Source organism: Allobosea sp. (genome assembly GCF_035944895.1).
Taxonomy (GTDB): Bacteria; Pseudomonadota; Alphaproteobacteria; order Rhizobiales; family Beijerinckiaceae; genus Allobosea.
Genome location: NZ_DASZAT010000006.1, coordinates 197,732 through 220,156, shown reverse-complemented (window position 1 = coordinate 220,156; position 22,425 = coordinate 197,732). Strand labels below are relative to the sequence as shown.

Genomic DNA, 22,425 nt, shown 5'->3' with positions numbered 1-22,425 from the left:
GCGCCGGACGGCCTTCTGCCGGCCCGGCGTTGCGCAAGCGGTGGCTTAAGCCGCCTGGGAATAGGTCGTGCCAGCGGAAGCCTTTGCTCCGAGCTGGTAGGTCTGGCCATAGGCCTCTGTCGCGCCGCTGACTTCCGCCGGCGGTGGTGGCGGAGGCGGCCGTTGCGCGGTGCGTTCTTCCATCTGCTTCTTGAAGTCGGCCATCTCCTCCTTGGAGATCTTCCCGTCCTTGTCCGCATCCATTGCGGCGAAGAGCCGGCTGAGCAGGCCGTTCGAGCTGTCGCCGTCGGGTGCGACCACCTTCAGGAACTCGTCCTTGGCGACGCTGCCGTCGGAATCGGCGTCGAGCTTGGCGAAGTAGTTCTTGTCCTCGCCATCCTTGGCGTCGGCCTTGGTGCTGGCCGTATCCGACTGAAGCATCAGCAGGACCGCCTGCATCTGCTGGTCGGCCTTCTCTGCTTTCGCCTTGAAGGCATCCGATTCCGCCTTGCTGACCGAGCCGTCCTGGTCGGTGTCCATCGCCTTGAACAGTTTCTCTGTCTTGGCGTTGTCGGCGCCTTTCGGCGCGCCGGCGGAGAATTCGGCGAGGTTGAGCACCCCGTCGCTATTGCCGTCGAGCTTATCGAAGCTTGGCGGCTTTCCTGGCGGTGGCGGGCGAAAGCCCCCAGCGCCGCTGATACTCGTCATGCGATACTCCTGACGATTCACCGCCCGGATCAGGCGGCGCTGTCGAGTATCGTGGCTAATTCTTGGTAAATTCCTAGCGCGCTGGAAAGCACGCCAAGAAGAGCGCTCAGCCCGCCAGCACGGCCGTTGCCTCGATCTCGACCATCGCTTCCGGCTCCACCAGTGCGGCGACGGCGACCACGGCCATGGCGGGGAAATGCCGGCCGAAATTGGCGCGATAGGCCGGGCCAAGCTCGGCGAGACTGTTGCGGTAAGCCTCGATGTCGGTGACGTACCAGGTCAGCCGCACGATATCCTCGACCTTGCCGCCGCCGGCCTCGACCACGGCCCTGATGTTGGCGAGCGTCTGGCCGACCTGGGCGACGAAGCCCTTGGCGAAGACGCCCTGGACATCCCAGCCGACGAGGCCACCGGTCATCAGCACCTTGCCTTCGGCGACCATGCCGTTGGCATAGCCGCGCGGCTGCGGCCAGCCTTCGGGCAGGACGGCGCGGGCGCGGCGCGAAGCGGGATCTGTGGGCGGCATGCCGCTGGTCATGACGTGATCTTTCTCAAGCAATAGTCAGGAGGCCGAAGCTTCCTGGCGCGCGATGTCGCGCAGGGCGAAACGCTGCAGCTTCCCGGTAGAGGTCTTCGGCAGGGTTGTCACGAAGGCGATGGCGCGCGGGTATTTGTAGGGTGCGATCGTCGCCTTGACATGGTCCTGCAGCGCCTTGGCCAGCGCGGCATCGCCAATAAAGCCCTCGCGCAGCAATACATAGGCCTTCACGATCTGGCCGCGTTCGGGGCAGGGCGCACCGACGACGCCGCATTCGGCCACCGCCGCATGCGTCAGCAGGCAGGCCTCGACCTCAGGCCCGGCGATGTTGTAGCCGGCCGAGATGATCATGTCGTCGGAGCGAGCCTGGTACCAGAAATAGCCGTCGCCATCGCGCAGATAGGTGTCTCCGGTGACGTTCCAGCCATCGAGGATGTATTTGGCCTGGCGCGGATCGGCGAGGTAGCGGCAGCCGGTCGGGCCGCGCACGGCGAGGCGCCCTGGCGTGCCGTCAGGCACCTCCTTGCCGTCCTCGTCGACGATCTTCGCCTCGTAGCCGGGCACCGGCAGACCGGTCGAACCGGGCCGGATCTTGTCGCGCGGCGCGCCGATGAAGATGTGCAGCATCTCGGTTGCGCCGATGCCGTCCATCAGCGGCAGGCCGGTCGATTGCTGCCAGGCATCGAAGGTCGCCTTGGGCAGCGCTTCGCCAGCGGAGACGCAGATGCGCAGCGAGGAAAGGTCGCGTTCGCCGAGCTTGCCGAGCATGGCGCGATAGGCGGTCGGCGCGGTGAAGCAGACGGTAGCGCGATAGCGCTCGATCGCCTCGGCGAGATCGGGCGGCGCGACCTTGGCCGGCAGGATGCAGGCGGCGCCGATCCGCAAGGGAAAGAGCACGATGCCGCCGAGGCCGAAGGTGAAGGCGAGCGGCGGCGAGCCGATGAAGCGGTCGTCCGGAGCAGCCTGCAGCACGCGCGCGCCATAGGCATCGCAGATCGCCAGCAGGTCGCGCTGGAAATGCATGGTGCCCTTGGGCTCGCCGGTGGTGCCGGAGGTGAAGGCGATCAGGCAGACATCGTCCTGCGCCGTGTCAGCCGGCTCGAAAATCTCATAGCCGGCTTTCGCCATCAGGGCTTCGAGCGTGCCGTCTCCCCATGTGACGATGGTCGAGAGTTCCGGGGCAAGCTGTTGCGCTGCCTTGAGTTCGTCGACCAGCGTGGCGTCGCAGAGCGCCAACCCGATCTTCGCCTTGCGGATCGGATAGGCGAGCTCGCCGGCGCGCAGCATCGGCATGGTCGCGACGACGACACCGCCGGCCTTGAGCACTGCGAAATAGGTCGCGACCATCATCGGTGTGTTGGCGGCGCGCAGCAGAACGCGATTGCCGGGCACCATGCCAAGGTCGCGGGTGAGCACATTGGCGATGCGGTTCACGATTTCGGCGAGCGCCCGATAGCTCCAGGTCTCGCTGGGGCCGATCACCGCATCGCGTTCGCCGCGCCCCTCGGTGACATGGCGATCGACGAATTCGGTGACGACGTTGAGCCGCTCGGGATAGCTCAACCCGGCGGCAGCGAGGTCGAGGCGCGGCCAGCTCTCGCGCGGCGGCAGGTTGTCCCGCGCGAAACTGTCCACATGCCCCGACCGCGTGAAATCTGCGGTACCCATCTCGTTCCCCTGGTCTATCTCTCGAGCATGGTCCTGTCGCAAAGCCGGCTCCCCCGTTTGCGGACCATGCTCGCGCCTACTTCAGCAGGTCGCGCGCGATCACGACCTTCTGCACCTCGCTGGCGCCCTCGTAGATCCTGAGCGCCCTGATCTCGCGATAGAGTTCCTCGACCTTGACCCCGCGCGTGACGCCGAGCCCGCCATGGATCTGCACGGCGCGGTCGATCACCTTCTGCGCGTTCTCGGTCGCGACCAGCTTGGCCAGCGCCGCCTCGCGGGTGACGCGGGCTGCGCCCCGGTCCTTGGTCCAGGCGGCGCGGTAGACCAGCAAAGCTGCGGCATCGACCTCGGTGGCGCTGTCGGCGATCGCGGCCTGCGAGAGCTGGAGGTCGCCGAGCGTGCCGCCGAAGAGCTTGCGGCCCTTGGCATGCGACACAGTCTCGTGCAGGGCCCGGCGGGCGAAGCCGAGCGCGGCGGCCCCGACCGTCGAGCGGAAGATGTCGAGCGTCGCCATCGCGACCTTGAATCCGTCGCCGGGACCACCGATGCGGTTCGCGGCGGGGATGCGGCAGCCATCGAAGCGCAAGGTCGCCAGTGGATGCGGCGCGATCACGTCGATGCGTTCGGCGATCGACAGGCCGGGCGTATCGGCCTCGACCAGATAAGCGGAGAGGCCGCGCGCACCCGGCGCCTCGCCGGAGCGGGCGAAGACGACATAGTGGTCGGCGATGCCGCCATTCGAGATCCAGGTCTTCTCACCGTCGATCCGGACATGGGTGTTGCCGTCCGGCGTGGCGGTTGTCGCCAATGCCGCGACGTCCGAGCCAGCCTCCTTCTCGGAGAGGGCGAAGGCGGCGATCCTCTCGCCGCGCGCGACCGCCGGCAGGATGCGCGCCTTCATCTCGGCCGAGCCGGCGACACTGATCGAGCCGGTGCCGAGCCCCTGCATCGCGAAGGCGAAATCGGCAAGCCCGTCGCGGGCGGCCAATATCTCGCGGGCGAGGCAGAGCGTGCGCACATCGAGCGCGGCATGCAGTCCGCCATGTTCGGCCGGGACGGCCGCCTTGAGGAAGCCAGATTCCCCCAGCGCCTTCACCCGGGCCCGGCAGGCCTCGTCGACATCGTCATGCGGCAGGCCGGGCAGGGTAGCGTCGGCCCAGGCCGAGAGCCGCTCAGCGAAGTCGCGGTGATGCGCCTCGAAGAAGGGCCAGTCGAGCGTGTCGCCAAGAATGCCTGTGCCGAGCGAAGCCATCTCAATTGCCCTCGAACACCGGCTTCCGCTTCTCGGCGAAGGCGTGATAGGCGCGGGCAAAGTCCTCGGTCTGCATGCATAGCGCCTGCGCCACCGCTTCCGCCTCGATCGCGGATTCGACCGACATCGCCCATTCCATTTCGAGCATGCGCTTGGTCATGGCGTTCGCGAAGGTCGGCCCGTCGGCGAGCTCGGTGGCGAGCGCCTGCGCCTCGGCAAGCACGCTCTCGCGGGCGATCAGCCGGTTGAGGAAGCCCCAGCGCTCGGCTTCCTCGCCCTTGAGCACCCGGCCGGTATAGAGCAATTCGGCAGCGCGGCCCTGGCCGATGATCCGCGGCAGCATCGCGCAGGCGCCCATGTCGCAGCCGGCGAGGCCGACGCGGTTGAACAGGAAGGCGATCTTGGTCTCGGCCGTGCCGAGGCGCAGATCGGAGGCCATGGCGATGATCGCGCCGGCGCCGGCGCAGATGCCGTCGATCGCGGCAACGATCGGCTGCGGGCAGGCGCGCATGGTCTTCACCAGCTCGCCGGTCATCCGGGTGAATTTCAGGAGGTCCTTGGTGTCCATCGCCACCAGCGGCCCGATGATCTCGAAGACGTCACCGCCCGAGGAGAAATTGCCGCCGGCGCCAGTGACCACGATCGCCTTGACTGCCTCTTCCTTCTGCGCCGCGAGGAAGAAGTCGGTCAGCTCGCGATAGCTCTCGAAGGTCAGCGGGTTCTTCTTCTCCGGCCGGTTCAGCGTCACGGTTGCGACCTTGCCGGACACCGAGAGCTGGAAATGCTGCGGCTTGAAGCCGGAAAGCGGCAGGGTGACAGGATTGGCGCTGGTCATTCGTTCTCTCCCGCCGCGGTGGGCGTGCCGTTCTGGCGCTTGCTGATGGCCTGGTGCAGCGAGGTCTTGACCTCACCGAGCAGGCGGAAAAGCTGGCCGATCTCGGCCGGCCCGAGACCAGCGAAGAGCTCGGCGATCCAGTCCTCATGGCGCTCGGCCATCGCCTTGAAGGCACGCCGGCCCTGCGCGGTCAGCGTCAGCACCTGGACGCGCCGGTCCTGCGCGGCCGGGCGCTTGTCGACCAGCCCGTCGGCGAGCAGGCCGGCGACCACCGCTGTGACGTTGCCGTTCGAGACCATCAGCCGCTGCGAGACCTCGCCGACGGTCATGCCAGTCGTCGATTTCTCCAGCTGCGCCATCAGGTCGAAGCGTGGCAGCGTCGTCTTGAACTCCTCGCGCAGGCGGGTGCGGATCTCGCTCTCGATCAGGGTGGAGCAGGTCAGCATCCGGAGCCAGAGCCGGAGCTCGTCCTTGTGGTCGCCGGGGCGCTCGCTCGCCTTGGTCTCGCGGTCGAGCAGGGGGGCGCTGGACGGAATTTCCATGCTCAGAACTCCCCGCCATTGATCAAGACGGACTGGCCAGTGATGCCGCGGCTTTGCGGGCCGCAGAGATTGAGCACGGCAGCCGCGACCTCTTCGGGCGTGATCAGCCGGTGCTGCGGATTGTCCTTGGTCAGCTCAGCCAGCGCTTCCTCGCGGCTCTTGCCGGTCTTGGCGGCGATCGTCGTCAGGCTGCCGGCGACCATGTCGGTATCGGTATATCCGGGGCAGACGGCGTTGACGGTGACGCCGCTGCGCGCCGTCTCCAGCGCCAGCGAGCGCACGAGGCCGACGACCGCGTGCTTGGCGGCGACGTAGGCGGAGACGTAAGCATAGCCGCGATGCCCCGCGGTCGAGGCGATCGCGATCAGCCGCCCCGAGCGACGCTCGGTCATGCCAGGCAAAGCCGGTCGGAAGCAGTTGACCGTGCCGATCAGGTTGATCTCGAGCATGCGCCGGAACAAATCGGCATCGCTGCGCTGGAAGCTGGAGCTCTCGGCTGCGCCGGCATTGGCGACGACGATGTCGAAGGGCTGTCCCGCCGCGAGCCCGGCCATCACCTCTTTCACCGCCGCCTCGTCAGTGACGTCGACGGCGTGGGCGGCGTCGGCTGCGCCGTCGAGCACTGCCTGTTGCAGGATGTCGTCATTGCGGCCGATGATCGAGACGCGGGCGCCTGCCTGGCGCAGAGTGGAGGCGATAGCGCGGCCAATGCCGCGTCCGCCGCCACTCACCAGGGCATGCTGTCCCGCCAGAGCCGATGCCATGCCGTTCACTCCCTCTTGGCAGTCAATATATTTTAGGTCTGAAACATTTGGCAAGAGGCGAGGGGAGAGTTGCGCGGTGGCGCCGAATTGTCCGGAATATCAGAGTTTTATGTATGTTCTTGTTGAGCTTGGCCCATATGAGCAGCGGCTCGATGCTAACTTCCGATCGGAGGCTTGAGCCAAAATTATTTTAGGTTTAAAATGATTTTGCGAGCCAAGGAGGGTGTCATGCGCATTGCGGTGGTGGGCGGCGGGCCGGCAGGTCTCTATTACGCGCTGCTGATGAAGCGGGACTGGCCGGAGCTCGACGTCACCGTCTTCGAGCGCAACCGCCCCGACGACACCTTCGGCTTCGGCGTCGTTTTCTCCGACCAGACGCTCGATCTGTTCAAGGCGGCCGATCTGCCGAGCTACGAGGCTATCGTCCGCAGCTTCGCCTATTGGGACGATATCGAGATCCATTTCAAAGGCACGGTCCGCCGTGTACCTGGCAACGGCTTCTGCGGCTGCTCGCGCCGGACGCTGCTGACGCTGCTGCAGGAGCGAGCGCGCCAGGTCGGCGTCAAGCTGGTCTTCTCGCAGGAGATCGAGGACGTCGCGGCGCTGAAGCGCGACTACGATCTCGTCGTCGCCGCCGACGGCATCAACAGCCGTATCCGCGAGGGCGATCGCGAGCGCTTTGCGCCGCAGGTGGATCTCCGGCCGAACCGCTTCGTCTGGATGGGCTCGACCCGGCCCTTCGACGCCTTCACCTTCTTCTTCAAGCAGACGCAGCACGGCGTCTTCATCGCCCATTGCTACCAGTACGAGCCGGGGCAATCGACCTGGGTGCTCGAGACCGATCCCGAGACCTTCGCCCGCGCCGGGCTGGAGGGCCTGGACGAAGCCGGCACGGCCGCCTTCCTCGAGCAGGTCTTCGCCGAGGAATTGCAGGGCCACAGGCTGATCACCAACCGCTCGCTCTGGCGGCAGTTCCCGATGATCCGCTGCAGCAACTGGGTCGTCGACAATGTCGTCCTGCTCGGCGACGCCAAGGCGACGGCGCATTTCTCGATCGGCTCCGGCACCAAGCTCGCCATGGAGGATTCGATCGCGCTGCATCGCGCCTTCCACCGTGCCGGGCTCGACGTCAAGGCGGCGCTCGCTGCCTTCGAGACCGGGCGGCGCGAGGAGGTCGAGAAGACCCAGCATGCCGCCGACGTCTCGCTGGTCTGGTTCGAGCAGCTCAAGCGCTTCTGGGATTTCGAGCCGTTGCGCTTCGCCTTCGGCCTGATGACGCGCTCCAAGGCGATCACCTACGACAACCTCGCTCTGCGCGCCCCGGAGTTCGTCGCGGCGATCGACAGGCTGGTTGCCGACGATCTCGGCGCCGAGCAGGCCACGCGCCGCGACGGCACGCCGGTGCCGCCGGCTTTCCAGCCCTTCCATCTGCGCGAGATGAAGCTGGCGAACCGCTTCGTGGTCTCGCCGATGTGCCAGTATTCGGCTGAGGAGGGACTGCCGGGCGACTGGCACCTGATGCATTACGGGGCCCGCGCCATCGGCGGGGCAGGGCTCGTCTTCACCGAGATGACCTGCGTCTCGGCCGATGCCCGCATCACCCCCGGCTGCACCGGTCTCTACACTGACGCGCAGGAGGCGGCCTGGACACGCATCGTCGATTTCGTCCACGCCAACTCGGCAGCGAAGCTCTGCCTGCAACTCGGCCATGCCGGCCGAAAAGGTGCAAGCAAGCTGATGTGGGACGGGATGGACCGCCCACTCGCCGAGGGCGCCTGGCCGATCGTCTCGGCTTCGCCGCTACCGTACTACCCGGAGAGCCAGGTGCCGCGCGAAATGACCCGCACCGACATGGACCGGGTCAAGGCCGACTTCGTCGCGGCGGCGGAGCGCGGCCTGCGCGCCGGCTTCGACATGCTCGAACTGCACTGCGCCCATGGCTATCTGCTGGCGAGCTTCCTCTCGCCGCTGACCAACCAGCGCACGGACGAGTACGGTGGCTCGCTCGAAAACCGCCTGCGCTTCCCGCTCGAAGTCTTTGCCGCCCTTCGCGAAACCTGGCCGGCCAGCAAGCCGATGTCGGTGCGCATCTCGGCAACGGACTGGCAGGAGGGCGGCATCAGCGCCGAGGATTCGGTCGCGATCTCCGAAGCCTTCGCTGCGGCCGGCTGCGATCTCGTCGACGTCTCGACTGGGCAGACCACGCCGCGCGCCCGGCCGCTCTATGGCCGCATGTTCCAGACCCCGTTCGCCGACCGCATCCGCAACGAAGCCGGCGTCGCCACCATGTGCGTCGGCGCCATCACCACTGCCGACCAGGCCAACACCATCGTCGCCGCGGGCCGCGCCGACCTCGTCGCGCTCGGGCGCCCGCATCTGGCCGATCCGTCCTTCGTGCTGCGGGCGGCCGCCTGGTATGGCGCGGACGTCGCCCAGCCGGTGCAGTACCAGCCCGGCAAGGACCAGCTCATGCGCAACACGCCGCGCGAGCGGGAGGAACTCCAGGAACTCAAGCTCAAGGCCAAGCCGAGCCGCCACGGCAGCGCGCCGGCCGATGCGATGTCGACTCGGGCTGCCCGAGCAGCAGAATAGCCGGAACTTCATCGGGCAATGGCGGGTTGATCGAGGACATCCTCGATCAACCGGAGCTTCGCCATGCCTGCCAGAACCATGACGCTTGCCTTGCTGACGACGGTTGCGCTGACCGCTTCCGCCATGGCGCAGACACCTCATACCACAAAGCAGCCGGACAATTCCGGCGTCGGCCCCAAGACCACGCATCCGAGCCAGGTCGACAAGGGCCAGAACATGATCCTGCCGTCCGCGGGACAGGCCGGGCAATCGGCGGCGCCGACCATGGTCTACGACTGCAAGAACAAGCCGCAGGACTGCACCACGCCGCCGGGGCCCGGAGACAAGAGCAGCGCGCCGAAACAATCGACGCCGAAGAACTAGATCATGAAATTGCATTGGTGCAATTTATGATTGGCTCGATGCCATCTTCATGGCGTCGGTGCAAAGACTATATCGGTGGGCAACGGAAGCGTCTCGGCAGATGAGGCGCATCATCAAAGGGGCCCATACCATGCACCTCACCGGCATCCACCACGTCACCGCCATCACTGCCCAGGCAGCCCAGAACCGGCGCTTCTATGTCGAGACGCTCGGCCTGCGCCTGGTCAAGAAGACGGTGAACCAGGACGACACCTCCGCCTACCATCTGTTCTACGCCGACGGCGCCGGCTCGCCGGGAACCGACCTGACCTTCTTCGACTGGCCGACCGCTCCGGCAAGGCGCGGCACCCATTCGATCACCCGCACATCGCTCAGGGTCGCCAGCGAAGCCTCGCTCGACTTCTGGCGCGAGCGGCTGACCGCTGCCGGCGTTGCGGCTTCCGACACGCGCCTGCTCAATGGCCGCGCCGCACTCGATTTCGAGGATCCGGAAGGCCAGCGCCTGACGCTCGTCGTGGATGGCGGCGAAGGCCCCTTCATCGCCTGGGAGAAGAGCCCGGTTCCGGCCGAGCATCAGATCCGCGGCCTTGGACCCGTGACGATCTCGGTGCCGCAGATCGAGCGAACCGAACTCGTCCTGACCAAGTTGCTCGGGCTGGAGCGCATCGCAGACTATCGCGACGCGGCCCACGCCACCGGCGACATCCACGTCTTCCGGATCGGTGAGGGCGGTCCGGCGGCCGAGCTCCATGTCGCGGTCGAGCCAGGCTTGTCTCCGGCGCGCGAAGGCGCCGGCGGGGTCCATCACCTGGCGCTGCGCACGCCGAGCTTCGGCGAATACGATGAATGGGCCGAGCGGCTGCGCGTCTCGGGCTACCCGAACAGCGGGCCGGTCGATCGCTTCTATTTCCGCTCGCTTTACCTGCGCGAGCCGAACGGAGTGCTGATCGAGATCGCCAGCGACGGGCCGGGCTTCGCCACTGACGAGCCCTTCGAGACGATGGGCGAGGGGCTGTCGCTGCCGCCCTTCCTCGAGCCGAAGCGGGCGGCGATCGAGGCCGGTCTCAAGCCTCTGGCCTGACGAGGTCCGGTCCACGAAAGCGCGCTGCGGCCCGGTTGGCCGCAGCGCGGCTGACTCTGCGTAAATTTGTTTTGATTCATCGGGAATTAACCAAGCAAGGGCTGAATGAGCCTTGTGAGGTTGGGGCCTCCCGAGACTGACGAACAGGCCGCTATGGTCTGCCCGGCGCAAGCAAGCGCAGCGGCGAGACACGTAGGGCGCTGAACCTCAGCGGGATGCCTGTAAGGTGTCCCGAGGCGTTGCGTATGCGTAGCTCGAACAAATTTGCCGGCTATTCCTATAGCCTGAAGCGCCGGCGCGGCAGCCCTTTCATCCGCCTTGGTGTTCTCGTGGCCGTTGCCGCCAGTGCGATGGCGGGCCTGTCGGTCTGGCCGAATAGGCAGGCCGAGCAGGCGACGGCTGCATTGCCGCGGGCCCAGAAGCACGCGCTGGCGCACCCGACCCCTGCCCACAGCGCGACGCCACTGCTCCGCCCCGGCTATGTTGCTGGCTATGTCGCGCAGTCGCTCGCCGAGAGCGCGCCGCTTTCCGGTCGCTTCCAGTCGGTTGCGCCGACACAGATCGCAACGGTGCTCGATCCCGAGACCACCGGCTCGATCGTGCCGTCTGAGCCGGCCGGCGGCCCAAGCCTGGCGACGACCACGATCGCCGTCCAGCCCGCTACGGTCGAGCCGCCACGTATCGCTCTGATCGCGCCGCGCCCGGTTCCGCGCCCGTCCGATCTGAAGCTCCCGACGCCGCCCGAGCCGCGCCTCGCGACCCGTGCGACCTCGCGCCAGGGCAAGGACGTCGTCGCCAAGGCCGAGCCCGCGGCCGACAATCGCAACTTCTTCGAGAAGCTCTTCGGCGTGAATGCCAATGCGCCGCAGAGCTCCGGCGAGCGTCTCGCCTATGCCGCGCCGCAGGACGACATCACCCAGCGCAGCGGCCGGGGCAGCGGCCTCACCGTCGCCCCCGCGCCGATGCCTGTGCCGATGTCGTCGGCGACACCGGCCGCCAGCGGCAAGACCGCGGTCTACGACATCAGCGCGCGTGTGGTTTACCTGCCCAATGGCGAGCGGCTGGAGGCCAATTCCGGCCTCGGCGAGATGATGAACGACCTGCGCTTCGTCCATGTCCGGATGAAGGGACCGACGCCGCCGCACGTCTACAATCTGACCGAGCGCGAGGCCTTGTTCCACGGCGTGCGCGCCATCCGCATGCATCCGGTCGGGGGCAGCGGCAAGATCTTCGGCCGGGCCGGCTTGCTGGTGCACAACTACCTGCTCGGCCCGCGCGGCGATTCAAACGGTTGCGTCTCGGTCAAGGACTATGACCGCTTCCTGCAGGCCTTCCTGCGCGGCGAGATCAAGCAGCTCGTCGTGGTCGGCGGGCGCAGCTGAGCGCTCAGCGAGCCTTGCGCCGCCGCAGCCTGGCTGCTCTGATCGGCGAATGACGAGACCGGCCGATCTTGCGACATGTCTGCTGGCGCTTGCCGCGCTGGCGCTCCCTCTGGCGGTGGCCACTCCGGCCGCCGCCGAAGTGCGTTTCGGCAACAATGTCCGTATCGGCGGGCACGATGCCTCGAACCAGCGCTTCGATCGCCGGAACCGCGGCGTCTACCACATCTATGAGGGCCGCCCGCGCAATCCGGGTTGCAGCTGGCGCTCGGACGGCAGGGGCGGGCGGGTCAAGGTCTGCCACCTGCAGCGGATCAAACGGCGCTGACGAACAAAAAAGGGCCAGCATGTAGCTAGCCCCAACCATTCCCAGGTCTTTGGCAGAGGGCAGGGCTCTGGAGTTGCCGGAGCCCTGCGCTGAATGCGCTTCAGAATTCTTCCCAGCCCGCGTCGCCGCCGCGGGCGTTGGCGACCTTGCGGGCAGGGGCCGGCATGGGGGCGGGGGTGGCACGTTCGCGACGCGGTGCCGGCCTGTGCTGGGCAAAGGCAGCTTCCGCACGCTGCTGCAGCCGTCCGGGCTCTGAAGCGTTCGCCAGCTCGACCGCAGCCGATTGTTGCGAGGCGGCGCCAGCGCTCTCACTGGTCCGGAAGCCGGAGACCAGGACGTTGAGCTCGCCGATCTTGCCGGCGAGCGCGCCGGCCGAGGCGGCGCTCTGTTCGGCGAGCGCAGCATTGGCCTGAGTCATCTCGTCCATATGAGCGACGGTCTGGCTCATCTCCTCGATGCCGTTGGCCTGCTCGCTCGAAGCGGCGGCAACCTCCGAGACAGTCGCCTGGACGCTCTGCGACGCCGAGACGATGCGGGTCAGTGCGTCGCCGGCCTGGCGAACCAGCTTCACGCCTGCTTCGACTTCGGTGTTCGAGGAGGAGATCAGGCCGGTGATGTCCTTGGCCGCTTCGCCCGAACGCTGGGCGAGCGTGCGCACTTCCGACGCGACTACCGCAAAGCCCTTGCCGGCGTCGCCGGCCCGCGCCGCTTCGACCGCCGCATTGAGCGCTAAGAGGTTGGTCTGGAAGGCGATGTCGTCGATCACGCGGGTGATGTCGGAGATCTTCTTCGAGGCTTGCTCGATGCGCTCCATCGCCGAGACCGCGTCGGTGACGATATTGCCGCCGGCCTGTGCGACCTGCATCGCCTCGCCGGCCTGGCGCACTGCCTGCTGGGCGGCCTGGGCCGCGGCCTTCACAGAGGCCGCGAGCTGTTCGGTCGTTGCGGCGCTCTCTTCCAGCGAGGATGCCTGCTCCTCGGTACGCTTGGAGAGATCGTCCGCTCCCATATTGATCTCGCGCGCCGACAGGCCGACATCCGCCGACATGGTCTGGATGGTGCTGACGGTCGCCGATAGCCGCGACAACGTCTCGTTGATCGCATCCTTCAATTCGGCGAAGCGGCCGCGATAGGCCGTCGGCACCTGATGGGTCAGATCGCCGGCAGCGAGCGCCTGCAGCACTGCAACGAACTCCGTGGTGGCATTGTCGACCACCGCATTGATCTCGTTGATCCCGGCGACCAGCTTCTGCATCTGCTCGTCGCCATGATCGATCTGGAGCCGGGCCGAGAAATCGCCGGCTGCGGCCGCGGCGACGACCTCGCCGACATCCGACACGACCGAGGCCATCGCATCGGCCGAGCGGATCCGGGCGGCGGAAGCGGCGCGCTCCTGCTCCTGCAACAGCGCGACCTGCTCGGTGCTCTGGCGCAGCACCGATACTGCCCGTGCCATTTCGCCGATCTCGTCGCGGCGCTTGGTGTGGGGTACCTCGATCTGGGTCTCGCCGGCGGTCAGGCGGCTCATCGTCCCGCCGAGGTCGACGAGGGGGCGGATGATCGAGCGCCGCGAGAACACCAGCGCGCCGAAGATCGCGCCGCCGAGCACCACGACCAATGCGACCGGCAGCCAGGTCCGTACCTGTCCCGAAAAGGCGCTCGAAGCTGCGTCGACCTCATTGGCGAGCGTCTCGTTGAAGCTGCTCAGCGACGTGATCTCTTCCTGCAGCGTCGCGCGGTTCTTCTTGCTGGCGTCGCTGTTGCCCCAGGCTTCGGCGGCACGGGCCGAAATCTCGCGGACCATGCGCGTCGTCTCCAGCCGGATGGCGACGAATTCGGTGATCAGCGTGCTGATCTTCTCCATGCGCTCGCGCTCGGCCGGCGGGATGAGCTTGGCGAGATCCTTGCGGCGCTCCTCGACCCTGGCGAGGCCGCCTTCGACCGTCGTCGCGGCGATCCCGGCGAAATGCGGGTTGCGGGCGGTGTAGACGAGGTAGGAATCGGCGACGACGAGGTTGACGGCAGCGTTGAGCCGTTCGGCGGCGAGGGCGATATGGTTTTGCTGCGACGAGCGATCATTCATCGTGTCGATGCGGGTCATCGCCAGCAAGGCGCAGCCGAGTGCAACCAAGGCGCCGGCCGCGACGATCGCGATCAGCCCCAGAATCTGGGTCCTGATGGATTTCATGATGTCCCCTCGCAGGCCGCTAGTTCGACTGCGGCGCTGCAAGGTACTGAAAGCCCTTGAATCCGGAGTTAACCGTGGCTGGCTTCAGCCCTCGGTTGCGCCGGCTTTCTTGGCCTTGGTGCTCTTCGCCTTTGCCGGAGTCTTCTTGGCTGGCGCCGACTTCTTGGCGGGCGCCTTCGCCTTGCTCTTCGAGCCTCCGCCGGCTGCCGCCTTGGCGTTGACCAGCTCGATCGCCTGCTCGGCGGTGATGCTCTCCTGCGCCATCGTCTTCGGCAGGGTGGCGTAGACCTTGCCCCAGGCGACATAGGGGCCGTAGCGGCCGGCCTTGACCTCCATCTTGCCACCCTGCGGGTGCTCGCCGAGATCGCGGCCCGGCGTCGCCGCGGCATTGCCGAAGCGCCTGCCGCCCGCGCCGCTCTCCTTGGCGACGATCAGATCGATGGCGCGGTTGGCGCCGATTTCGAGGATGTCGTCTTCCTTGTCGATATTGGCGTAGGTCTTGCCGTGCTGGACATAAGGCCCATAGCGGCCGATGCCGGCGAGGATCGGCTCGCCACTGGTCGGATGCTTCGCGACCTCTCGCGGCAGCGAGAGCAAGGCGAGCGCCTTCTCCAGCGTCAACGAGCCGACGGTCTCGCCCTTAGGCAGGCTGGAGCGCTTTGGCTTCTCGCCCTCGCCGAGCTGGATATAGGGGCCGAAGCGGCCGTCGCGCGCGGTGACTTCGAGATCCGTGACCGGATCCTTGCCCAGGATACGCACGCCGTTGACGGCCTGGCCGCCCTCGGTCGAGGCCTCGCCATCGGCGGCCGAGGCGCTGAGCGGGCGGGTGAAGCGGCATTCGGGATAGTTCGAGCAGCCGACGAAGGCGCCGAACTTGCCGAGCTTGAGCGAGAGCGTGCCGGTGCCGCAGACCTGGCAGCTGCGCGGGTCTCCGCCATCGGCACGTTGCGGGAAGACGTGCTGACCCAGGATGCCATTCAGTGCTTCCAGGACGTCGCCGACGCGCAGCTCCTTGGTCTCGCCGATCGCCTTGGTGAATTCGTCCCAGAACTCGCGCAGCAGGACCTTCCAGTCGACATCGCCGCTGGAGACCAGATCGAGCTTCTCCTCCAGGCTCGCCGTGAAGTCGAACTCGACATAGCGCTTGAAGAAGGACTCCAGGAACGCCGTGACCAGCATGCCCTTGTCCTCGGGCACGAGGCGCTTCTTCTCGACGCGGACATATTCGCGGTCGCGCAGCGTTGCCAGCGTTGCGGCATAGGTGGAAGGGCGCCCGATCCCGAGCTCTTCCATGCGCTTGACCAGGCTCGCTTCCGAGAAGCGCGGCGGCGGCTCGGTGAAATGCTGGTCGGCAGCGATGGCGCGCTTCTCCAGCGGATCCCCAGCCTTCATCGGGGGCAGTTTCTTGCTATCCTCGTCTTCCTCGTCGTCGCGACTCTCCTGATAAAGCGTCAGGAAGCCGTCGAAGAGCACGACCTGCCCGGTGGCGCGCAGTTCAAGCGCGCGGGCGCCGACCTGGGCTGCGATGTCGACCGTGGTGCGCTCGATCGAAGCCGATTCCATCTGGCTGGCAATGGTGCGCTTCCAGATCAGCTCGTAGAGCTTGGCCTGCTCCGGCTCGAGATGGCGCGCGACCATCGCCGGCAGACGGCCGAGATCGGTCGGGCGGATGGCCTCGTGCGCTTCTTGCGCATTCTTGGCCTTGACCGTGTATTTGCGCGGGGCGTCCGGCACATAGTTGTCGCCGAACTCCTTGCCGATGACCCGCCGCGCCGCCGTGATGGCCGAGCCGTCCATGTCGACGCCGTCGGTACGCATATAGGTGATCAGGCCGACGGTCTCGCCGCCGATGTCGACGCCCTCATAGAGACGCTGTGCCACCTGCATCGTGCGGGCGGGGGCCATGCCGAGCTTGCGCGAGGCTTCCTGCTGCAGCGTCGAAGTCTGGAAAGGCGGCTGGGGGTGGCGCCTGACCGGCTTGGCCTCGACTTCGGCAACGGAGAAGCGCGCGGTCTCCAGCGCGGCCTTGAAGGCCGCGGCCTCATCGCCAGTGCCGATGTCGAGCCGCGTGATCTTCTTGCCGTCGGCGCCGCTGAGGCGCGCGTCGAAGGTCGCGCCGCTGGTGGTCGCGAGCGTCGCGATCAGCGACCAGTATTCGCGGGCCCGGAAGGCCTCGATCTCGCGCTCGCGGTCGCTGACCAGGCGCAGCGCCACCGATTGCACGCGCCCGGCCGAGCGGGCGCCGGGGAGCTTGCGCCAGAGCACCGGCGAGAGCGTGAAGCCGACGAGGTAGTCGAGGGCGCGGCGGGCAAGGTAGGCGTCGACCAGCGCCTGGTCGATCGGGCGCGGATTGGCCAGCGCCTTCTGCACCGCATCCTTGGTCACGGCGTTGAAGGTGACGCGCTCGACCGGGATTCCCTTGATCGCCCGCTTCTGGTTCAGCGCCTCCAGCACGTGCCAGGAGATCGCCTCGCCCTCGCGATCCGGGTCGGTCGCGAGAATGACCTTCTCGGCGTTCTTCGCCGCCTTGGCGATCTCGGCGACCTGCTTGGCGCCGCGCCCCTCGGTTTCCCACAGCATGGCGAAGTCGTTCTCGGGATCGACCGAGCCGTCCTTCGCGGGAAGATCGCGAATGTGCCCGAACGAGGCGATGACCTCGTAGTCGGAGCCCAGATACTTATTGATCGTCTTGGCCTTGGCCGGCGACTCGACGACGAGGAGCTTCATGACGCTTTCGATCTCATAGACAAGGGTAAGGCGGGCACTAGCGACCAGCCTCGCCGAACTTGGCGCGGGGCGCGTTGATAGCGGTTCGGGATTGCGCGCGAAAGTGGTTCACGCGGCCGGTCCTGTCAAACCCGATTCTGCTTTTCGAGAGCAGGGTGGTCAGGCTAGGTCACCAGCCGATGCCGTTTTGATGTCTGTCATGGAGACCCAGCATGTCGTCGCAGAACCGGACAAGCCGGCTGACCTCGCTCGATATTCGCGGGCGCAAGGGCGGCGCGCCGCTGGTAGCCCTGACCGCCTATACGGCACCGATGGCGAAGATCGTCGACGAGGTCGCGGACATCGCCCTGGTCGGCGACTCGCTCGGCATGGTCGTCTACGGCCTCGACAGCACCGTCCCGGTGACGCTGGAGATGATGAGCCTGCACGGCCAGGCTGTGACACGCTCGACGACACGTTCCCTCGTCGTGATCGACATGCCCTTCGGGAGCTATGAGGAGGGCCGGGAGCAGGCGTTCCGCAACGCCGCCCGGTTGCTGAAGGAGACCGGCGCCGGCGCCGTGAAGCTCGAGGGCGGCGCCAGGATGGCCGAGACTGTGCGCTTCCTGGTCGAGCGCGGCGTGCCGGTGATGGGCCATGTCGGCCTGACGCCACAAGCGGTCAACACCCTCGGCGGCTACAAGGCGCAGGGGCGCAGCAAGGCCGAGTGGCCGTCCCTCATCGCCGACGCCATCGCGATCGCCGATGCCGGCGCCTTCTCCCTGGTGATCGAGGCGGTGGCCGAGCCGCTGGCGGCCGAGATCACCAAGAAGGTCGCGATTCCGACCATCGGGATCGGCGCCTCGGCTGCATGCGACGGGCAGGTCCTCGTTCTCGACGACATGCTGGGCCTTACCGGCCGTGTGCCGAAATTCGTGAAGGCCTATGGCGATCTCGCAGCACAGGCCCGGGAGGCGGTGCGCGCCTACGCCGCCGAGGTGCACAGCCGCCAGTTCCCCGGTGAAGCACATGTCTATGCGTTGAAAGCAGAGTGACTCACTGAAGAACATGCGCGCTGCCTTGCGCCGGCCACGACTCGCCCCTAAACAGCGGTCTTCAAATGACATCGACCGTACCGCTCTATCCGCACCGGCATCTCCTCGGGATCGAGGGGCTGTCCCATTTGGATATCGAGGCGCTGCTCGAGCGCGCCGAGACCTATGTCGCGCTCTCGCGGCAGATCGAGAAGAAGACGGCGACGCTGCGCGGCCGCACCCAGATCAACCTGTTCTTCGAGCCCTCGACACGGACGCAGGCCTCGTTCGAGCTTGCGGGCAAGCGCCTCGGCGCCGATGTGATGAACATGTCGGTCGGCTCCTCCTCGGTGAAGAAGGGCGAGACGCTGATCGACACCGCCGCGACGCTGAACGCGATGCGGCCCGACATTCTGGTCGTGCGCCATCACGCCGCCGGCGCGGTCAATCTGCTCGCCCGCAAGGTCGACTGCTCGGTCGTCAACGCCGGCGACGGCGCCCATGAGCATCCGACGCAGGCCCTGCTCGACGCCCTGACGATCCGCCGTAACAAGGGCCGGATCGCCGGGCTGACCGTTGCGATCTGCGGCGACATCGTGCATTCGCGCGTCGCCCGCTCCAACATCATCCTGCTCAGCGCTCTCGGCGCCAAGGTCCGCCTGATCGCGCCTTCGACCCTCCTGCCGACCGGTGTCGAGCGCATGGGCGTCGAGGTCTTCCGCGACATGAAGAAGGGGCTGGAGGGCGTCGACATCGTCATGATGCTGCGCTTGCAGCTCGAGCGCATGAACGGCGCCTTCGTTCCGTCCTCGAAGGAGTATTTCCGCTATTTCGGGCTCGACCGCGACAAGCTCTCGCTGGCTGCGCCGGATGCGCTCGTCATGCATCCCGGCCCGATGAACCGCGGCGTCGAGATCTCCTCCGAAGTGGCCGACGGCGCCCAGTCGCTGATCCGCGAGCAGGTCGAGATGGGCGTTGCCGTACGCATGGCGGTGCTCGATGCGCTCGCGCAGCACCTGCCCAATGGCTGAACCGGATGGAGGCCTTCCTCGCCTGGCTGTTGCGTCGGATGCACCGGGCTCGGATCGTCTTCGTCGGACTCTATCTCTTGGTCGTGGCCGGCTTCGTCTATGCCGAGCCGCACTCCGCCTGGACCTGGCTGATCGCGCTCCTCGGCGCGCTGCTGTGCGTCGGCATCTGGGGGCTGGTCGGGTTCTGGCATTATGTCTTCACGCAGCGCCGCGAGCGCGCAAACGGGGTCGAGCGTAGCGATGGCTGACAGCAGCGAGCAGACGAGCGGCTGTGCGATCCTCGGTGCGCGGCTGGTCGATCCGGCCTCCGGCCGGGAGGGCGTCGGCAGCGTCCTGATCCGCGACGGCGTGATTGCCGATGTCCATTGGGGCGGCGACCGTCCGGAACTGCCGGCCGGCATTGCGGTCGAGGACGGCCAAGGCCTCGTGCTGGCGCCCGGCCTCGTCGACCTGCGTGCTTTCCTCGGAGAGCCCGGTGCGGAATTCCGCGAGACGCTCGGGACCGGTTCGCAGGCAGCCGCCGCCGGCGGCGTCACCACGGTGATCTGCCGCCCGGACACCGATCCGCCGATCGACGACCCGTCCGTCATCGACTTCATCAAGCGCCGCGCCCGCGACAAGGCGATCGTCAATGTCCTGCCGGCGGCAGCGCTGACCAAGGGATTGCACGGCAAGGAGATCACCGAGTTCGGCCTGCTGCTCGAAGCCGGTGCGGTCGCCTTCAGCGACGGTGCCAACGGCGTGCGCAACCCGCAGCTCATGCGCCGCGCCATGATCTATGCCCGCGATTTCGACGCGCTGCTGATGAACCATGTCGAGGATCCCGACCTGCGCGGCGTCGGCGTGATGAACGAAGGCGAGTTCGCCAGCCGCAAGGGCCTGCCGGGCATCCCGCATGAGGCCGAGACCGTGATGCTGGAGCGCGACCTGCGCCTCGCCCGGGCCAGCGGCGCCCGCTATCACGCCGCCATGGTCTCCTGCTCGGACTCGCTCGATCTGATCCGCCGGGCCAAGGAAGACGGGCTTTCCGTCACCTGCGGCGTTTCGATCAACAATCTTTGCCTGAACGAGAACGATGTCGGCGAGTACCGCACCTTCTGCAAGGTCTCGCCGCCATTGCGGCACGAGGACCAGCGGCTGGCGATGATCGCCGCGGTGGCCGAGGGGCTGATCGACGTGATCGTCTCCGATCACGATCCGCAGGATGTCGAGACCAAGCGCCAGCCCTTCGCCGAGGCTGCCAATGGCGCGCTCGGTATCGAGACGCTGCTCCCGGCAGCGCTGAGGCTCTATCATGGCGAGCAGATCGGCCTTGCCTCGCTGTTCGCCGCTCTGTCGAGCCGGCCGGCCGAACTGCTGGGCTTGGGCTGCGGTCGGCTTGCCGTTGGTGCACCGGCCGATCTCGCCTTGATCGACATCGACGCCCCCTTCGTCGTCGACAAGCGCAAGCTGAAATCCCGCGCCAAGAATTCGCCCTTCGACGAGGCGCGGCTGCAGGGGCTGGTGCAGGCGACCTTCGTCGGTGGCCGGGTGGTCTATCGCGGCGAACCCGCGTAAGCTCGGATCAGGACGGGCAGGGGAGATTGCATGGCTGAGGCGTTCGCTTGGGCGTATCCGGGCCCGATGGGGCTCGCCGCGCTCGTCCTCGGCTATTTGCTCGGCTCGATCCCGTTCGGCATCATCCTGACCCGGCTGAGCGGCGGCCCGGATCTGCGAACGATCGGCTCCGGCAATATCGGCGCGACCAATGTCCTGCGTACCGGCAACAAGAAGCTGGCGGCGCTGACGCTGCTCGGCGACATGCTGAAAGGCACGGCGGCGGTGGTGCTTGCCGGCTGGCTCCTCGGCGGCAAAAGTGCGGCGCTCGCCGCCGGCCTTGGCGCCTTCCTTGGCCATCTCTTCCCGGTCTGGCTGCGCTTCAAGGGCGGCAAGGGCGTCGCGACCTTCCTCGGCATCCTGATCGGGTTGAAATGGTCGATCGCGCTGATCTTCGCCGCGGTCTGGCTTAGCATCGCCTATCTGACCAGGTACTCCTCGCTTTCGGCCCTGATCGCCAGCCTGCTGACACCGTTGCTGTTCTGGTTCTGGATCCGCGATGCCCAGGCGGCCGGGCTGATGGCGCTCCTCGCGCTGCTGCTCTGGTTCATGCACCGGGAGAACATCGGAAGGCTGCTCTCGGGCCGAGAAGGCAAGATCGGACAGAAGGGCTGAATGGCGATGGCCGGTTTCGTTCTCGACGACCGGCAACGCCTCGACTGGCTCCGCCTGATCCGCAGCGAGAGCATCGGCCCACGCACCTTCCGGACCCTGGTCAATCGCTTCGGCGGTGCCGCGGGAGCGCTGGAGGCCTTGCCGGAGCTCGGTCGCCAGGCAGGCCGAACGCTCAGGCTGTGCACGACCGCAGAGGCGGAGCGGGAGTTCGAAGCGCTGCGCCGGCGTGGCGCCTATCTGATCGCGCTCGGCGAGGCGGTCTATCCCGTACCGCTCCAGGCGATCGATTCGGCGCCGCCGCTAATCACCATCGACGGCGACCCGGCAGTGCTGAACCGCCCTTGCGTCGCCGTCGTCGGCTCGCGCAACGCCTCGGCCGCCGGGCTGAAGTTCACCGCGACGCTGTCGCGTGAACTCGGAGAGGCCGGCTTCGTCGTCGTCTCCGGGTTGGCGCGCGGGATCGACACGGCCGCGCATCAAGCGAGTCTGGAAAGCGGTACGATCGCGGTTCTGGCCGGCGGACTCGATGAGGTCTATCCGCCGCAGAACATCCCCTTGCTCGGGCGCATCCGTGAGCGGGGCGCGGCGCTGAGCGAGATGCCGCTCGGCTGGGTGCCGCGCGGGCGCGATTTCCCGCGGCGCAATCGGCTCGTCTCGGGGCTGGCTTTAGGAACGGTCGTGGTCGAGGCCGCCCGCAAATCCGGTTCGCTGATCACCGCCCGCTTCGCCAACGAGCAGGGCCGTCAGGTCTTTGCGGTACCAGGCTCGCCGCTCGACCCGCGGGCCGAGGGCGGCAATCACCTGATTCGCGAGGGCGCGATCCTTTGTGCCGAGACGGCGCATGTCGTCGATGTGCTGGCGCCGATGCTCCGGCAGAGCGACCTGTTCGGGGCCGTACCCATGCTGGCGCGAGAGGAAGCCGGACCGGAGCGGCGGAAGGATGCACTCTGGGACGAGCTCGACCTGCCGGAGATCCTGCCGGCCCCGAAGCTCGAGCTCGAACGCGAACCCATATCGCAGGGGGAGCACGCCGAAGACGCTCCCCGTCGACGCCTGCTCGACCTGATCGGCGCGACACCGATGGCAATGGACGATCTCGTTCGCGCCAGCGGTCATCCGGTGCGCGAGGTCAGCCGCATCCTGCTGGAGCTGGAACTGGAAGGCATGGTGCAGCGCCACGCCGGCGGCGCTCTTTCGCGATCGACATGACCCTGGCGGCGAGACGG

The 22,425-nt window shown here is 67.2% G+C and carries 20 protein-coding genes; 11 read left to right on the top strand and 9 right to left on the bottom strand.

Translation table 11 applies throughout. The features are described from left to right. Positions 1 to 45: 45 nt before the first annotated feature. From VGV58_RS09635 to VGV58_RS09605, 7 genes are all read right to left on the bottom strand, one after another. Entirely contained in the window at positions 46 to 687 is a 642-nt protein-coding gene (locus VGV58_RS09635; protein WP_326873797.1) for an EF-hand domain-containing protein, read from the bottom strand. Between the two features lie 106 nt (positions 688 to 793). After that, positions 794 to 1,225, bottom strand: a complete 432-nt coding sequence (locus VGV58_RS09630; protein WP_326873796.1) for a RidA family protein — start codon at positions 1,223 to 1,225, stop codon at positions 794 to 796. Positions 1,226 to 1,249: 24 nt separating this feature from the next. Then, positions 1,250 to 2,893, bottom strand: coding sequence for an AMP-binding protein (locus tag VGV58_RS09625; protein ID WP_326873795.1), 1,644 nt, complete (start codon positions 2,891 to 2,893; stop codon positions 1,250 to 1,252). 76 nt (positions 2,894 to 2,969) lie between these two features. Further along, the gene (locus VGV58_RS09620; protein WP_326873794.1) at positions 2,970 to 4,145 is read right to left on the bottom strand and encodes an acyl-CoA dehydrogenase family protein; all 1,176 of its coding nucleotides are present in this window, start codon (positions 4,143 to 4,145) and stop codon (positions 2,970 to 2,972) included. 1 nt (position 4,146) lies between these two features. After that, positions 4,147 to 4,980 carry an enoyl-CoA hydratase family protein gene (locus VGV58_RS09615; protein ID WP_326873793.1) on the bottom strand — a complete coding sequence of 278 codons (834 nt, stop codon included), beginning with the start codon at positions 4,978 to 4,980 and terminating at the stop codon, positions 4,147 to 4,149. Next, on the bottom strand, positions 4,977 to 5,522 hold the full coding sequence (locus VGV58_RS09610; RefSeq protein WP_326873792.1) for a MarR family winged helix-turn-helix transcriptional regulator: 546 nt from the start codon (positions 5,520 to 5,522) through the stop codon (positions 4,977 to 4,979). The genes VGV58_RS09615 and VGV58_RS09610 overlap by 4 nt, the downstream gene beginning before the upstream one ends. 2 nt (positions 5,523 to 5,524) lie before the next feature. After that, a complete protein-coding gene (locus VGV58_RS09605; protein ID WP_326873791.1) occupies positions 5,525 to 6,286 on the bottom strand; it encodes an SDR family NAD(P)-dependent oxidoreductase in 762 nt (253 codons plus the stop codon). Between the two features lie 228 nt (positions 6,287 to 6,514). On the opposite strand from VGV58_RS09605, the gene VGV58_RS09600 reads away from it, so the two are divergent. The 5 genes from VGV58_RS09600 (at position 6,515) to VGV58_RS09580 (ending at position 12,029) form a co-directional block, all read left to right on the top strand. Beyond that, the gene (locus tag VGV58_RS09600; RefSeq protein WP_326873790.1) at positions 6,515 to 8,878 is read left to right on the top strand and encodes a bifunctional salicylyl-CoA 5-hydroxylase/oxidoreductase; all 2,364 of its coding nucleotides are present in this window, start codon (positions 6,515 to 6,517) and stop codon (positions 8,876 to 8,878) included. Positions 8,879 to 8,941: 63 nt separating this feature from the next. After that, positions 8,942 to 9,241, top strand: a complete 300-nt coding sequence (locus VGV58_RS09595; RefSeq protein ID WP_326873789.1) for a hypothetical protein — start codon at positions 8,942 to 8,944, stop codon at positions 9,239 to 9,241. Between the two features lie 100 nt (positions 9,242 to 9,341). Further along, on the top strand, positions 9,342 to 10,322 hold the full coding sequence (locus tag VGV58_RS09590) for a ring-cleaving dioxygenase (RefSeq protein WP_326873788.1): 981 nt from the start codon (positions 9,342 to 9,344) through the stop codon (positions 10,320 to 10,322). Between the two features lie 245 nt (positions 10,323 to 10,567). Continuing rightward, complete coding sequence (locus tag VGV58_RS09585) at positions 10,568 to 11,704, top strand: tlde1 domain-containing protein (RefSeq protein ID WP_326873787.1); 1,137 nt, start codon at positions 10,568 to 10,570, stop codon at positions 11,702 to 11,704. 49 nt (positions 11,705 to 11,753) lie between these two features. Continuing rightward, on the top strand, positions 11,754 to 12,029 hold the full coding sequence (locus tag VGV58_RS09580) for a hypothetical protein (RefSeq protein WP_326873786.1): 276 nt from the start codon (positions 11,754 to 11,756) through the stop codon (positions 12,027 to 12,029). Between the two features lie 100 nt (positions 12,030 to 12,129). On the opposite strand, the gene VGV58_RS09575 is transcribed toward VGV58_RS09580, so the two are convergent. Together VGV58_RS09575 and topA are read right to left on the bottom strand one after the other, a co-directional pair. Further along, positions 12,130 to 14,217, bottom strand: coding sequence for a methyl-accepting chemotaxis protein (locus VGV58_RS09575; protein WP_326873785.1), 2,088 nt, complete (start codon positions 14,215 to 14,217; stop codon positions 12,130 to 12,132). 84 nt (positions 14,218 to 14,301) lie between these two features. Further along, entirely contained in the window at positions 14,302 to 16,944 is a 2,643-nt protein-coding gene (gene topA, locus VGV58_RS09570; protein WP_326873784.1) for a type I DNA topoisomerase, read from the bottom strand. A gap of 212 nt (positions 16,945 to 17,156) precedes the next feature. Here topA and panB point away from each other — a divergent pair, with 212 nt between their 5' ends. The 6 genes from panB (at position 17,157) to dprA (ending at position 22,408) form a co-directional block, all read left to right on the top strand. After that, on the top strand, positions 17,157 to 17,978 hold the full coding sequence (gene panB / locus VGV58_RS09565; RefSeq protein ID WP_326873783.1) for a 3-methyl-2-oxobutanoate hydroxymethyltransferase: 822 nt from the start codon (positions 17,157 to 17,159) through the stop codon (positions 17,976 to 17,978). 65 nt (positions 17,979 to 18,043) lie between these two features. Next, the gene (locus VGV58_RS09560) at positions 18,044 to 18,988 is read left to right on the top strand and encodes an aspartate carbamoyltransferase catalytic subunit (protein WP_326873782.1); all 945 of its coding nucleotides are present in this window, start codon (positions 18,044 to 18,046) and stop codon (positions 18,986 to 18,988) included. 5 nt (positions 18,989 to 18,993) lie between these two features. Beyond that, positions 18,994 to 19,236 carry a hypothetical protein gene (locus tag VGV58_RS09555; RefSeq protein WP_326873781.1) on the top strand — a complete coding sequence of 81 codons (243 nt, stop codon included), beginning with the start codon at positions 18,994 to 18,996 and terminating at the stop codon, positions 19,234 to 19,236. Continuing rightward, entirely contained in the window at positions 19,229 to 20,545 is a 1,317-nt protein-coding gene (gene pyrC / locus VGV58_RS09550; protein ID WP_326873780.1) for a dihydroorotase, read from the top strand. Before VGV58_RS09555 ends, pyrC begins: the two co-directional genes overlap by 8 nt. 30 nt (positions 20,546 to 20,575) lie before the next feature. Continuing rightward, positions 20,576 to 21,199 (top strand): glycerol-3-phosphate 1-O-acyltransferase PlsY, encoded by a 624-nt coding sequence (gene plsY, locus VGV58_RS09545; RefSeq protein ID WP_326873779.1) that lies wholly within the window; start codon positions 20,576 to 20,578, stop codon positions 21,197 to 21,199. Beyond that, positions 21,200 to 22,408: a DNA-processing protein DprA gene (gene dprA / locus VGV58_RS09540; protein ID WP_326873778.1), complete on the top strand. Its 1,209-nt coding sequence runs from the start codon at positions 21,200 to 21,202 to the stop codon at positions 22,406 to 22,408. Positions 22,409 to 22,425: the final 17 nt, after the last annotated feature.

Excerpts from the sequence above, each read along its gene's own strand:
- pyrC (WP_326873780.1), top strand. The coding sequence starts at position 19,229 with ATGGCTGACAGCAGCGAGCAGACGAGCGGCTGTGCGATCCTCGGTGCG.
- dprA (WP_326873778.1), top strand. The coding sequence starts at position 21,200 with ATGGCGATGGCCGGTTTCGTTCTCGACGACCGGCAACGCCTCGACTGG.
- VGV58_RS09595 (WP_326873789.1), top strand. The coding sequence starts at position 8,942 with ATGCCTGCCAGAACCATGACGCTTGCCTTGCTGACGACGGTTGCGCTG.
- VGV58_RS09605 (WP_326873791.1), bottom strand. The coding sequence starts at position 6,286 with ATGGCATCGGCTCTGGCGGGACAGCATGCCCTGGTGAGTGGCGGCGGA.
- VGV58_RS09620 (WP_326873794.1), bottom strand. The coding sequence starts at position 4,145 with ATGGCTTCGCTCGGCACAGGCATTCTTGGCGACACGCTCGACTGGCCC.
- VGV58_RS09580 (WP_326873786.1), top strand. The coding sequence starts at position 11,754 with ATGACGAGACCGGCCGATCTTGCGACATGTCTGCTGGCGCTTGCCGCG.
- VGV58_RS09585 (WP_326873787.1), top strand. The coding sequence starts at position 10,568 with ATGCGTAGCTCGAACAAATTTGCCGGCTATTCCTATAGCCTGAAGCGC.
- VGV58_RS09560 (WP_326873782.1), top strand. The coding sequence starts at position 18,044 with ATGACATCGACCGTACCGCTCTATCCGCACCGGCATCTCCTCGGGATC.
- VGV58_RS09575 (WP_326873785.1), bottom strand. The coding sequence starts at position 14,217 with ATGAAATCCATCAGGACCCAGATTCTGGGGCTGATCGCGATCGTCGCG.
- VGV58_RS09610 (WP_326873792.1), bottom strand. The coding sequence starts at position 5,522 with ATGGAAATTCCGTCCAGCGCCCCCCTGCTCGACCGCGAGACCAAGGCG.
- VGV58_RS09625 (WP_326873795.1), bottom strand. The coding sequence starts at position 2,893 with ATGGGTACCGCAGATTTCACGCGGTCGGGGCATGTGGACAGTTTCGCG.
- plsY (WP_326873779.1), top strand. The coding sequence starts at position 20,576 with ATGGCTGAGGCGTTCGCTTGGGCGTATCCGGGCCCGATGGGGCTCGCC.
- VGV58_RS09615 (WP_326873793.1), bottom strand. The coding sequence starts at position 4,980 with ATGACCAGCGCCAATCCTGTCACCCTGCCGCTTTCCGGCTTCAAGCCG.
- topA (WP_326873784.1), bottom strand. The coding sequence starts at position 16,944 with ATGAAGCTCCTCGTCGTCGAGTCGCCGGCCAAGGCCAAGACGATCAAT.
- VGV58_RS09590 (WP_326873788.1), top strand. The coding sequence starts at position 9,342 with ATGAGGCGCATCATCAAAGGGGCCCATACCATGCACCTCACCGGCATC.
- VGV58_RS09630 (WP_326873796.1), bottom strand. The coding sequence starts at position 1,225 with ATGACCAGCGGCATGCCGCCCACAGATCCCGCTTCGCGCCGCGCCCGC.
- VGV58_RS09555 (WP_326873781.1), top strand. The coding sequence starts at position 18,994 with ATGGAGGCCTTCCTCGCCTGGCTGTTGCGTCGGATGCACCGGGCTCGG.
- panB (WP_326873783.1), top strand. The coding sequence starts at position 17,157 with ATGTCGTCGCAGAACCGGACAAGCCGGCTGACCTCGCTCGATATTCGC.
- VGV58_RS09635 (WP_326873797.1), bottom strand. The coding sequence starts at position 687 with ATGACGAGTATCAGCGGCGCTGGGGGCTTTCGCCCGCCACCGCCAGGA.
- VGV58_RS09600 (WP_326873790.1), top strand. The coding sequence starts at position 6,515 with ATGCGCATTGCGGTGGTGGGCGGCGGGCCGGCAGGTCTCTATTACGCG.